The organism is Aurantimonas sp. NFXS3 (assembly GCF_049132005.1).
Taxonomy (GTDB): Bacteria; Pseudomonadota; Alphaproteobacteria; order Rhizobiales; family Rhizobiaceae; genus Aurantimonas; species Aurantimonas coralicida.
In genome coordinates this window covers 23,314-35,455 of record NZ_JAGDDZ010000003.1, presented here as the reverse complement: position 1 = coordinate 35,455, position 12,142 = coordinate 23,314, and the positions used below count along the sequence as shown (strand labels likewise).

General features: G+C 65.8%; 13 protein-coding genes. 2 read left to right on the top strand and 11 right to left on the bottom strand.

Features of this window, described 5'->3' with window-relative positions; all coding sequences use genetic code 11:
- Positions 1 to 127 precede the first annotated feature (127 nt).
- On the top strand, positions 128 to 454 hold the full coding sequence (locus J3367_RS10425) for an antibiotic biosynthesis monooxygenase family protein (RefSeq protein WP_421460872.1): 327 nt from the start codon (positions 128 to 130) through the stop codon (positions 452 to 454).
- A 20-nt stretch (positions 455 to 474) separates the two neighbouring features.
- On the top strand, positions 475 to 1,014 hold the full coding sequence (locus J3367_RS10420) for an adenine phosphoribosyltransferase (RefSeq protein WP_024350422.1): 540 nt from the start codon (positions 475 to 477) through the stop codon (positions 1,012 to 1,014).
- Positions 1,015 to 1,048: 34 nt separating this feature from the next.
- On the opposite strand, the gene J3367_RS10415 is transcribed toward J3367_RS10420, so the two are convergent.
- The 11 genes from J3367_RS10415 to pgeF form a co-directional block, all read right to left on the bottom strand.
- Positions 1,049 to 3,388: a putative bifunctional diguanylate cyclase/phosphodiesterase gene (locus J3367_RS10415; RefSeq protein ID WP_421460870.1), complete on the bottom strand. Its 2,340-nt coding sequence runs from the start codon at positions 3,386 to 3,388 to the stop codon at positions 1,049 to 1,051.
- 226 nt (positions 3,389 to 3,614) lie between these two features.
- Complete coding sequence (locus J3367_RS10410; protein WP_024350424.1) at positions 3,615 to 4,085, bottom strand: MaoC family dehydratase; 471 nt, start codon at positions 4,083 to 4,085, stop codon at positions 3,615 to 3,617.
- Positions 4,082 to 4,534 (bottom strand): MaoC family dehydratase, encoded by a 453-nt coding sequence (locus tag J3367_RS10405; protein ID WP_421460867.1) that lies wholly within the window; start codon positions 4,532 to 4,534, stop codon positions 4,082 to 4,084. Before J3367_RS10405 ends, J3367_RS10410 begins: the two co-directional genes overlap by 4 nt.
- A gap of 86 nt (positions 4,535 to 4,620) precedes the next feature.
- The gene (gene ychF, locus J3367_RS10400; protein ID WP_024350426.1) at positions 4,621 to 5,724 is read right to left on the bottom strand and encodes a redox-regulated ATPase YchF; all 1,104 of its coding nucleotides are present in this window, start codon (positions 5,722 to 5,724) and stop codon (positions 4,621 to 4,623) included.
- Between the two features lie 115 nt (positions 5,725 to 5,839).
- Positions 5,840 to 6,574 carry an aminoacyl-tRNA hydrolase gene (gene pth / locus J3367_RS10395; protein ID WP_024350427.1) on the bottom strand — a complete coding sequence of 245 codons (735 nt, stop codon included), beginning with the start codon at positions 6,572 to 6,574 and terminating at the stop codon, positions 5,840 to 5,842.
- A 47-nt stretch (positions 6,575 to 6,621) separates the two neighbouring features.
- A complete protein-coding gene (locus J3367_RS10390) occupies positions 6,622 to 7,281 on the bottom strand; it encodes a 50S ribosomal protein L25/general stress protein Ctc (RefSeq protein ID WP_009210245.1) in 660 nt (219 codons plus the stop codon).
- A 173-nt stretch (positions 7,282 to 7,454) separates the two neighbouring features.
- The gene (locus tag J3367_RS10385; protein WP_024350428.1) at positions 7,455 to 8,003 is read right to left on the bottom strand and encodes a hypothetical protein; all 549 of its coding nucleotides are present in this window, start codon (positions 8,001 to 8,003) and stop codon (positions 7,455 to 7,457) included.
- Positions 8,004 to 8,122: 119 nt separating this feature from the next.
- Positions 8,123 to 9,055: a ribose-phosphate pyrophosphokinase gene (locus J3367_RS10380; RefSeq protein WP_024350429.1), complete on the bottom strand. Its 933-nt coding sequence runs from the start codon at positions 9,053 to 9,055 to the stop codon at positions 8,123 to 8,125.
- Between the two features lie 165 nt (positions 9,056 to 9,220).
- A complete protein-coding gene (locus J3367_RS10375) occupies positions 9,221 to 10,003 on the bottom strand; it encodes a hypothetical protein (protein WP_421460864.1) in 783 nt (260 codons plus the stop codon).
- Between the two features lie 178 nt (positions 10,004 to 10,181).
- A complete protein-coding gene (locus J3367_RS10370; RefSeq protein ID WP_421460861.1) occupies positions 10,182 to 11,330 on the bottom strand; it encodes a M24 family metallopeptidase in 1,149 nt (382 codons plus the stop codon).
- Positions 11,331 to 11,336: 6 nt separating this feature from the next.
- A complete protein-coding gene (pgeF, locus tag J3367_RS10365; protein WP_421460859.1) occupies positions 11,337 to 12,137 on the bottom strand; it encodes a peptidoglycan editing factor PgeF in 801 nt (266 codons plus the stop codon).
- Positions 12,138 to 12,142 lie beyond the last annotated feature (5 nt).

The following is a 12,142-nucleotide window of genomic DNA, read 5'->3' as shown; positions in this document are numbered from 1 at the left end:
CGTCGACGACGTGAACGATGATGGAATCGAGGGGGCTACGGCCCCCTTTTTCCTGCGCCGGTGCAAGGGCAGCATGTGGCCTGCCGACCCGTTCGCATGATCCACTTCAGCCGAGGAGACGCGTTGCATGTATATCGCGATGAACCGCTTCAAGGTGCTGCCGGGCGCCGAACAGGAGTTCGAAGCGCTCTGGCTCAACCGGGAATCCCGGCTGCAGGACGTGCCGGGCTTCGTCGAGTTCCATATGCTGAAGGGCCCGGCCAGCGAAGAGCACACGCTCTATGCCTCGCACACCGTCTGGCGCGATCATGGTGCGTTCGAAGCCTGGACGCGATCCGAGGCGTTCCGCGCCGCCCACGGCAAGGCCGGCGGTACGCGCCCGCTCTATGACGGGCATCCGCAGTTTGAAGGATTCGACGTGATCCAGACCATTGGACGAGAGGACGGCGCGTGAGCACGAGCAAGGCAGCTTCGATGGCCAAGGGCTTCGACTTCACCGCGGCGATCCGGACCATCCCGGACTACCCCAAGCCCGGCATCCAGTTCCGCGACATCACGACGCTTCTAGCCGACGCGGATGCCTTCCGCGGCGCCGTCGATGCGCTGGTCGATGGCCATCGGGACGAAAAGGTCGATCTCGTGGCCGGCATTGAAGCGCGGGGCTTCATCCTCGGCGGTGCGCTCGCCCACCAGCTTTCCGCGGGCTTCGTACCGATCCGGAAGAAGGGCAAGCTGCCGCACGACACGATCCGCGTGGCCTACAGCCTGGAATACGGCGTCGACGAGATGGAGATGCACCGGGATGCCGTCCGTCCGGGCCAGCGCGTGCTGCTCACCGACGATCTGATTGCTACGGGCGGCACGGCGGAAGGCGCGGTCAAGCTGCTGCGGGAACTGGGCGCCGAGATCGTCGCGGCCTGCTTCGTCATCGATCTGCCCGATCTGGGCGGACGCAAGCGGCTCGAAGCGCTCGGCGTGGAAGTGCGCACGCTGATCGCATTCGAAGGCGACTGACGGCGCGGACGGCAATGGCAGGCAGATTTGCCGGTCAGGCGGTCGCCAGAGCCGCGCTGGACGCCCGGCTGGCCTCGGCCGTGGCGCAGAAATCGCGCAGGAGGTAGGCGCCGAGATCGGCGGCCTCCATCGGACGGCTGAAATAATAGCCCTGGAACTGGTTGCAGGTCATCCGGGTGAGGATGTCGATCTGTTCGGCATTTTCGACACCTTCTGCCGTCACGCTGAGATTGAGCACGCGGCCGAGCGCCAGGATCGTTTCCAGGATTCCGTGGGCAATCCGATCGTCCTTGATCGCGTTGACGAAGGACCGGTCGATCTTCAGCTTGTCGAACGGGAATTTGCGCAGATAGGAGAGGCTGGAATAGCCGGTTCCGAAGTCGTCGAGCGCGATCCGCACGCCGAGCGCTCGCAGCCCATGCAGCACGGCTACGACCGTCTCGGGATCGTCGATGAAGAGGCTCTCTGTGATCTCCAGTTCGAGCCGGTGCGCCGCAAGGCCGGAACTGGCGAGCGCGTCTTCCACATCCGCCTTGATCGTGCCGTGCCGGAACTGGTCGACCGAGACGTTGACCGCCACGGTCAGACGATCGCCCCATGCGACCGCGTTGCGGCATGCTTCGCGCAGGACCCAGGCCCCGATCCCGCAGATCGCGCCGGTCTGTTCGGCAAGCGGGATGAAATGGTCGGGCTGGACGCGCCCGTGCAAGGGATGCTCCCACCGGACAAGGGCCTCGAAGCCGAGCGTCTGGCGGGTGCGGCTGTCGACGATCGGCTGATAGTTGAGAACCAGTTCGTTGCGTTCGACGGCGCATCGCAGATCGTATTCGAGACGGTGCCGATCCCGCAGGCGCTGTGCCATTTCGCTTTCGAAGAAGCAGAACGTGTTCTTGCCGGCTGCCTTGGCCTCGTAGAGCGCCAGGTCGGCGTTACGCAGGAGATCGTCGGGATTGGCGCCATCGAGCCCCGGAAAGGCGATGCCGACCGAGCAGCCCACATTGGCCAATTCGGCACCCAGGCTGAAGGGCGTGGCAAAGCACGCCAGAATGGCTGCCGCCAGACGGTCGGCCGAGGCCGTATCGGGCGCCGAGTGGGCGACGATGGCGAACTCGTCGCCGCCGATCCGCGCCACCATGTCGCCCGGCTCCACGATGCGCAGCAAACGGGCCGCGACCTGCCGCAGGAGCTGGTCGCCGGTGAGGTGACCGTTGCGATCGTTGATCAGCTTGAAATTGTCGAGGTCGAGATAGAGCAGGCTGGAGGTTGGGCCGTGTGGCGGCGGGGACGCGCAGATGCGGTCGATCTCTTCGGCAAACCGGCTGCGGTTGGCCAGGCCGGTCAGGCTGTCGTGATGGGCGAGATAGGCGATCCGGCGCTCGGCATGCGTGGTCGCGGTGATATCCGACGCCACCCCGCGATAGCCGGTGAAGGCGCCATCATGGCCGAAGATCGGCTTGCCCGTCATGGCGATCCATGCCGACCCCTGCTGACCGGGCACCTCGATGATCGCCTCGCGGAACGGGGTGCGTTCGAGCATCGGCTGGGCGACGGGCGACAGGTCGAGGCCTTGTCCCGCGAAGGTCTGGTCGCTGTTCGATATCAGACTGTCGGTCCCGCGACCGAAGATCTGCGAGAATCGGTCGCCGCCGCGCACCAGTTGTCCGTCGTGATCCGTCTGCCAGATCCAGTCGCTCGTGCCTTCCTCGAATTCGCGCAGGAGGAGCTCGATGATCGAGGATTGTTCGGCGAGCTTCTGATGGCCTTCGAAATTCTCCTGCAACAGTTCGCCACGTGCGCAACTCGCGCGATAGACGATGAAGGTGAAACCCAAAAGCAGAGCCAGGAGGAAATAGTCGTTCGTCCCCTGCGAGATGCCGAGTGCGGCCGCCGATCCGACGAACAGCGGGATGATGAAGGCCTGCAGGGCTCGCTTCAGCGCGGACAGCGCAAAGCCGCCGCCGCAGATCATTCCCATGGCGATCACGGCGATGACGCTCTTCGCATCACCATCGGAGGAGGGATAGAAGGTCAGGATCGCCAGACCCCACCAGGCGCCGAGGATGAAAGCGTTCCGCACGGCATGCGCGGTGGCGCGGCTCGATGCCGACACCAGCGGTGCACGCCGCTGGAAGCGCGACCAGGCGCGGATCGAGACCAGAACGATATAGGACAGGCCCAGGAGCCAGATCAGCGCCCAGGGAGAAAACGCCTCGCCGGATGACATGCCCAGAATGATGATCGCGTTCATCACGTTGCCGAACATCATGACCGGGGTGGTCTTGAGGATGCTCGTCAGCTGGACGCCGCGCAGACGATCGGCGGCGTGGCCTTGAGGCTCTTCCCGGGCAGGCTTGGCGGATGATGCGTCGAACATGATGGATGGGTGCCGCTGACGAACTGATCCACTCATCAATGTCCGTTGCCATCTAACATAACGTAAAGCGGCGCGCGTAATCGCAGATTTTTGATTGGTTTAGGTCAAAAGTACGAGCGCAGCGGCCCCGCTCCGGCATCCGGAACGAAGCGGCTGGGTTGCTGTCCGCAGCCCCGGTCTGGCGTGATGACCGAGGCTACGCGCGGGTCGCGACGGGCGACGATGCTCAGTCGGTTCCGCAGAAGGCAGCGCCGTCGAACGAGAACACGGTGTCGCCGTGCTGATTGACGCCTTGCGTCGTGAACTCGAGGACGCCCCAGCCCTTGCGGCTGGCAGACGCCCGCTTGCCGGTCAGCGTCTGGGTGAAGGTCACCGTATCGCCGGCGTAGACCGGCTTCGGCCAGGCAAGGTTCTTCACGCCGGGGGAGGGGCCCATGCGTGGCGGCTGGTTGCCGGCGGCGACCCATGCCCGGCCGAGCGCAACCTGGCTTTCGACATTCAGCCGCATGCAGACGCCGGCGGTGTGCCAGCCGGACGCGCACAGGCCGCCGAGAACGGACGCCTTCGCTGCGTTTGCGTCGAGATGGAAGGCCTGCGGGTCGTATTTGGCCGCAAAGCGCTTGATGTCCTCGGCGAGGAAGGTGTGCGAGCCCATCTCACGGGCTTCGCCGACGATCAGACTGTCCCAGAAGGTCATGCGGCAAGGCCTTCCCGCGTCAGAACGAGCAGGGTGTAGGCGCTTTCCAGAACCGTTTCGCCGGTCTGGTTGCGCAGATCCGTGGTGATCTTGAGGATGCCGAGGGTCGGACGCTTGGAGGACAGGCGGCGCGACACGACGCGGGCAGTGCCGCGAAGAACGTCGCCCGGCCGGACCGGCCGCTTCCACCGGACGTACTCGACGCCGGGCGAGCCCTGCGACGAGGAATCGAGAATGTAGGCGTCGGCCATCATGCGCATCATCATGGCGCAGCTGTGCCAGCCCGAGGCCGACAGACCGCCGAGAAGCGTATCCTTCGCCGCCGCCTCATCGAGATGGAAGGGCTGCGGGTCGAATTCGCGGGCGAACTCGATCACCTCGTCCCGGGTCACGGGGTAGGGGCCGAGATCGATCTCAAGCCCTTCCGTGAAGTCCTCGTATGTGCGCATTGGGCCTCCCCAGTGGCGAAAAGGCTCTCCCTCCTTTCGCCGAATTCCGTGGGGGCCGCCGCAGCTCTGCGCCAGCCCCCGCAAGCTCAGTTGTTGAACTTGAACATCAGGATGTCGCCGTCCTGGACGACGTATTCCTTGCCTTCGTCGCGGGCCTTGCCCGCTTCCTTGGCTGCGACCTCGCCGCCGAGCGAGACGAAGTCGTCGAAGGCGATGGTCTGGGCCCGGATGAAACCCTTCTCGAAATCGGTATGGATCACGCCAGCAGCCTGCGGAGCCTTGGCGCCGCGCCGGACCGTCCAGGCGCGGGTCTCCTTCGGGCCTGCCGTGAAGTAGGTGATCAGGTCGAGCAGCGAGTAGCCCGCCTGGATCAGCCGGTCGAGGCCGGGCTCGGTCAGGCCCATCGCCTCCAGATAGTCGCCGACTTCCTCGGCGGGAAGCTGCGCGATCTCCGCCTCGATGGCGGCCGAGATGACGACGCTCTTGGCGCCCTGCTTCTGGGCCATCGCCGCGACGGCTTCCGAATGGGCGTTGCCGCTCGCCGCATCGTCCTCGGCGACGTTGCAGACATAGAGGACCGGCTTGGAAGTCAGGAGGTTCAACGTCTTCAGTTCGCTGCGCTCCTCGGCATCCATCCCGGCCAGAAGCACGCGGACCGGCTCGCCGTTCTGCAGCTTCGCCAGCGCCGCTTCCATAACGGGGAGGGCCTGGATCGCTTCTTTGTCTTTGCCGGTCGCCTTCTTGCGGGTCGCCACGATGCGGCGCTCCAGGCTCTCGAGGTCGGAGAGCATCAGCTCGGTCTCGACCGTCTCGGCGTCAGCGACGGGATCGACACGACCCTCGACATGAACGACGTCGTCATCCTCGAAGCAGCGCAGCACGTGAACGATAGCGTCCACTTCGCGGATGTTGGCGAGGAACTGGTTGCCGAGGCCTTCGCCCTTGGAGGCGCCGCGCACCAGTCCGGCGATGTCGACGAAGGTAATCCGCGTCGGCAGGATGTTCGCCGACTTGGCGATGCCGGCGATGTCCTTCAGCCGCGGATCGGGAACCGGCACGTCGCCGGTGTTCGGCTCGATCGTGCAGAACGGATAATTGGCTGCGGCCGCGGCGGCAGTCTTGGTGAGAGCGTTGAACAGCGTCGACTTGCCGACATTCGGCAGGCCGACGATCCCGCATCTGAAACCCATGGGGTGGTCCTTCGAAGATGGTCGTGTCTGACGCGTATCGCGCCGATCTTGGGGGCTGTTTGCAGCCTTCGCGGCGAGGGGTCAACTCTGGCGCCATCCGGGAAGGCGGCGACGGTCAGTCCTTGCCGAAGAGCCGCTTCAGCATGTCGGCCATCGGGCCCTTGTCGGGCACCTTCACTGGCGGCGGCGCTCCGCGCGCCTGACGAATGTGGCTGCGCCCCTTGGGCGGGCCCGCGGGCTTGCTTGCGCTGGCCGCACCCTTGGCGCCCGATGGCTCGTTCGAGCTCGTCGAAAGGCTGACCTTGTTCATGAACACCGCGTCCTCGCCCTTGGCGAGACTGTCGACATGCCGGGCGACGGCTTCGATGAACGGCTCCAGCCATTCGCGGTCGACCTTGGCGAAATCGCCGAGGACATAAGGGGAGACGGCATCCTTGTTGCCCGGATGGCCGATGCCCATGCGCACGCGGCGGTAGTCCTTGGTGCCGAGATGAGCGTCGATGGAACGCAGGCCATTGTGGCCGCCATTACCGCCGCCCGTCTTCACCCGCAGCTTGCCGGGCGGCAGATCGAGCTCGTCGTGGATGACGACGATCTGCGACGGCTCCAGCTTGAAAAAGCGCGCGGCGTCGCCGACCGAGCGGCCGGACTCGTTCATGAAGGTCTGGGGTTTGATGAGGACGACCTTCTCGCCGCCGATCTGGCCCTCGGAGATTTCCGCCGAGAACTTCTTCGACCAGGGGGAAAAGGCAGGGTCGCGGGCGATCTCGTCGAGCGCCATGAACCCGATATTGTGCCGATTGCCGGCATAACGGGAGCCGGGATTGCCCAATCCTGCGATCAGCAACATCGCCCGGCTCCTTTCTGTTTCGTTCGGCGTTGAGCCGAGGCTGGGACTTACTTGTCCTCGCCGGACCCGTCTTCGCTGACCTCGGTAGCCTCGACCGCATCGGCCTCGACCTCGGTGGCCTCGTCATCCTCGGACCGCAGGGCGGCCGGGGCGGCGATCGTCGCGATGGTGAAGTCGCGGTCGGTGATCGTCACTTCGACGTTCTTCGGCAGGGTGAGTGCCGAGGCGTGGATCGAGTCGCCGATTTCCAGACCGGTCAGGTCGAGCGTGAAGTACTCCGGAATCGCGCTGGCCGGGGCATGGACCTCGACCTCGTGGCGGACGACGTTGATGACACCGCCGCGCTTGAGACCCGGGGATGCTTCCTCGTTCTCGAAATGCACGGGAATGTTGACCGTCACGCGGGTCTTCTCGGAGACGCGCAGGAAGTCGACATGCATCAGGAAGTCGCGGACCGGCTCCAGCTGATAGTCCTTCGGCAGGACCGAAATCTTCTGGCCGTTGACCTCGATGGTCGCGACGTGGGTCATGAAACCGCCGGCGTGGAGCGCCAGGAAGGTTTCCTTGTAGGGGATGGCGATCGGCAGCGGGTCCTGCTTGTCGCCGTAGATGACTGCGGGGATCATACCGTTGCGGCGAAGATGTCTGGCGGCCCCCTTGCCGACCTTCTCGCGCGCCTCGGCCTTGACCGTAAAGGTCTCGCTCATGGCTTTGTCCTTCGTGCTGTGAGGTGGTCGATCAGACGGTTTGCCTGAAACGACGAAGAGCGGACCTGCGAGGGACCGCTCAACTCCGCGCTGCCTCCAAGGGTGTCTGCGCGGACGCCGTGCCTATACCCCAAGGCGCGCGGATGGACAAGACAGCGCCGTGAATGGCGGGCCTAACGGCGGGCCCGGTCAGTCTTGTCGGCCTGCGAAGCCTTCCAGCCATCCGGCAGATCAGGATTGCGCGTATAGCCCGGCCCGACGGTGAGTGGTGCGGGCGGCATCACCGCGTCGGACATCTGCGAGGTGACCGTGAAGCTATCCTCGAACAGCACGGCCCCGTCGCCGTTCTGCACCAGGCGCACGACGACGCGGTAGGGACGACCCTTGACGATCCCACGCAGTGGCGGCGTGCGCAGGCCGTAGCGCGTCGTGCGGGCCGTCAGTTTCGCGCTGACCGGGATCGGCGGGCCACCGCCAGGTTCCTCGAACACCGCCTCGATGCGCGAATAGCTCTTCACCGGTCGCTGCACGACCGCGGTGAAGCCATAGAAGGCCTCGGCTTCGCGATAATTGAAGATGAAACTCGAGCCGGCGATCGTCAGGTAGGGACGGTCCGCATCGGTTTCGCGGGTGACCCAGCCGATCGCAAGCAGGATGGCGACGAGACCGACGGCGGCCGTCACAACTCCCTGCGTGCCCAACTTGCCCAGTCGCGCGAACATCGCTTCTGTCCGATGGCCCGTGTGGCCAGACGCACAGTCTAGCGCGGCGGGAGGCCGGTCACCAGCGTTTCAGCAAGGTCAGCCGTGAAGCGGCGCCGACCGGGCCGCCCCGGATCGGCTCAGTCGAACAGGCTCGAGACCGATTCCTCGGACGCCGTGCGCGCGATCGCCTCACCGAGAAGATTGGCGGTGGTGACGACGCGGATGTTCGCCGCCTCGTTGATCGCCTTGGTCGGCTGGATCGAGTCGGTGATCACCAGCTCCTTGAGGCTGGACGCGGTGATGCGCGAGACCGCGCCGCCCGACAGGACGCCATGGGTGATGTAGGCCGAAGCGCTGTTGGCGCCGGCCTGTACCAGCGCGTCGGCCGCGTTGCAGAGCGTGCCGCCGGAATCGATGATGTCGTCGATCAGGATGCAGTTGCGGCCGGTGACGTCACCGATGATGTTCATGACTTCCGACTCGCCCGGGCGGTCGCGGCGCTTGTCGACGATGGCCAGCGGCGCATCGAGACGCTTGGCGAGCGCGCGGGCGCGGACCACGCCGCCGACGTCGGGCGAGATGACCATCAGGTTCGACAGATCCTGATGCTCCTTCACGTCGCGCGCGATCAGCGGAACGGCGAAGAGGTTGTCGGTCGGGATATCGAAGAAGCCCTGGATCTGACCGGCATGCAAGTCGAGGGTCATGACGCGGTCGGCGCCGGCCTCGGTGATCAGATTGGCGACCAGCTTGGCCGAGATCGGGGTGCGCCCGCCGGCCTTGCGGTCCTGCCGGGCATAGCCGAAATAGGGAAGCACTGCGGTGATGCGGCGGGCCGAGGCGCGGCGCATGGCGTCGATCATGATGAGCAGTTCCATCAGATGATCATTGGCCGGATAGGACGTCGACTGGACGATGAAGACGTCCTCGCCGCGGACGTTTTCCTTGATCTCTACGAAGACTTCCTGGTCGGCGAAGCGCCGGACCATGGCCTCCCCGAGTGGCAATTCCAGATAGCGTCCGATGGATTGAGCGAGGACGCGGTTGGAGTTGCCGCTGAAGAGTTTCATCGCGTTCTTTCCGATAGCGGGTACCGGTCGGGACGGCTTGGCTATGCCGCTTCGGTGGGCCATCCCGTCGCCTCCGGTTCGATGCAGGGGCTCATAGCAACATCGCGCGAAACTTCAACCCGCCGCCTTTCGCAATGCGGGATAAGTTCGGGGCATCGATGAGGCTCAGCCGGTGCCGGTTGCGACCTGCGCGGCTTCCTGCAGCGTGCGGTCGGCAACGGCCGCGAGCGTCGACAGGTCGATGGCGGCCCAAGGGTCCGCGGCGGCGCCGGGCACGCTTTCCTGTCCCTGAATGCGCCGGACACGGCGGTCGCTCTCATCGAGCACGTCCCAGACATAGACGAGGGTGGTGGAGGACCCGTCGTTGAACGCCGAGAAATAGCCCTTGAGGCGCACGCTCGACGGTGCTTCGGCGGCCGGGCGGATGGTGACGCCCTTGGCTGCAGCGCTTTCCGACAAGGCGCGCGCCAGAAGCACCGCCTTTTCCTCGGGCGCGCCAACAAGCGGCAGGAACTGCACTTCGCCAACGCTCTGGTTGGCGCTGACGGATGCGGGGGCGGGACCTGCCGGCGCGGGCGCTGCCGCCAACGTCGTCGGGGCAGCCGCGACAGGCTGGGCGGATTGCGGGGCCGGCGCTGCCTGCTGCTGAATGGGCGCGATCGGAGCGGAGGACACCGGCTGCTGCTGAACCGGCGGATAGGCCTGCTGGTTCATTGGCTGCTGCTGCTGCGACATGGCCGGCTGCGGATAACCCATGGTGCTCGAGGCAGCCGGTGGGGGCGCGGCGGCGAATTGCCGGGACGGGACGGAGGCGCTCATCGACCCGCTGCCGAGGGATCCGATACCGACGCTCGGCACCGGACCGTCGGGCCCGAAATCCATCGATGCCTCGGTACATCCGGAAAGGCTGGTGCCGAGACCGAAGATCCCGAGCGTCAGGGCGATCATCGGCACGCGGCGGCGGGGATTGGATTCCACGGAGCTCGTTCCTTGCGACTGACGGCCAGCGTTCGACCGGGATCGTGGACCGTGAGTCGCAAGATAACGTTAAAAGGCGGTCGATTTTCTTCGAAAGCCCTGCGCCACAAGGCGCAGGCCCTAAATCTGGCGACGGCGGCCGCCTGAATCAGACCGAAATCAGGTCGAGAGAAAGCCGCGACAATGGCTCGGGCGCGCTCGTCGTCGTCAGGTAGGTCCGGCCGAGCGTCATCGCGGTATCGGTGTCGGAATCCATGATGATCATGTGCGCGAAGAGGGTCATATCCGGCACGATCGGCTGCGGACTGCCGGAATAGAACATCGGCGTGTCCATCCACGACGGCGCGTAGCGCGCCCCAAGCGAATAGCCGCAAGCGCTGAGGCGGTGGCGGACGAGTTCATGGGCTTCCATCACCGCCGCATGGGCATCGAAGACGTCGCCGAAGCTGCTGCCCGGAACCATCGCCGCCTCGACGGCATCCAGCGCCTCGCGCGCGGCCGTGTGCAGTTCGACATGGCGCTCGCTCGGGCGGCCGACGATCACCGTCTTCATCAAGGCGGCGTGGTACTGCGATTTGACGCCGGCCCATTCCAGCGTGAGCTGATCCTGGTCGTCGAGGATGCGGCGGCCCGACTTGTATCGGCACAGCAGGGCATCGCGGCCGGAGCCGACGATGAACGGGTTGGCCGGATAGTCGCCGCCTTGGCGCAGCACCTCTCCCTGAAGCGCCGCCAGGATGTCGGCCTCGTTGGCGCCCGCCCTGATCAACGGCAGGGCGGCATCGAACGCCTCGTCACCGAGCCGTGCAGCCTCGCGCACGGTCTCGATCTCGGCAGGGGTTTTGACCGCGCGCAGCAACGGCACGAGGTTGGAGGCCTCCTTCAGCGTGGCGAAGGAGCCGAGCCGCTCCTGTACCATCTGGCCGTTGGCTGCGGTCAGGCCATGGGTCGCCCACTCGACGCCGATGCGGGCACCGAGAAGGCCCATGTCGTCGAGCATATCGCGCAGTTCGATGACCGGATCGGCGCTGCCCCGGTCGCGCCAGATGCTGATCGATTCCAGCGTCGAGGTGTGACGCGCCTGCCGCAGGTCGGCCGAGCGGGTCAGAAGCTGCATCTCGCCATCGGCCTTCACCACCAGGCACTGGAAGTGACAGAAGCCGAAGGTGTCGTAGCCGGTCAGCCAGTACATCGATTCCTGGGCGAACAGCATCAGGGCGTCGAGCTTCTGCTCGCCCATTTCCAGCATGAGCCGGTCGCGGCGGGCGTCGAACTCGTCGCGTGAGAAATGCAGCATCCGAGGTTACTCCGCGAGGGCGATGGCAGAAAGCTGGCGGCCGTAATCGGGCTCGCCGCGATGCGTGGTGCGCCGGAAGGAAAAGAAGCGGTCCGGCTCGCCATAGGTGCAACGGTCGACGAAGCTGCCCTCGACGCCGCTGGCTTGCAGTCGAGCAACGATGAAGCCCGGCAGGTCGAACTGACGCTTGTCGGCGCTGCGCCCGGGCTGGAAGAACCGCTCGCGTGCAGGCTCCGCGTCGAGGAACTCCGCCACCATCTCGAGGCCGACTTCGTAATTGGGCTGCGTGATCGTCGGCCCGAGCACGGCACGGATGGAATTGCGCTTTGCACCGAGCCCTTCCATGGCGGCGACCGTCGCTTCCAGGACGCCGTTCAGCGCGCCACGCCAGCCGGCATGCGCCGCGCCGATCACGCCGTTCTCGGTATCCGCGAAAAGGACGGGCCCGCAGTCGGCGGTGACGACGCCGATGGCGAGGCCCTTGCGGCGCGTCGCGATCCCATCGGCGCGCGGGCGGTCGCCGGAGAAGGGAGCATCCAACGCCACGGCGTCCGCCGAATGCACCTGCCAGGGTGTCGCGAGATCTGCGCTGCCCAGAGTGGCGAGCGCGCGGGCTCGGTTTTCCAGAACGTCCTCGGGACGGTCGTTCGAGCCGATCCCGACATTGAGCCCGGCATAGAGCCCTTCCGAGACCCCGCCGCTGCGGGTGAAAAAGGCATGGGCGATGTCTGGTCCTGCCAGACGGTCCGACCGGACGACGGCGGAATCAGGCAGCGGCGACGCGGATCGGCTTCGAATGTCGGACATGGCGC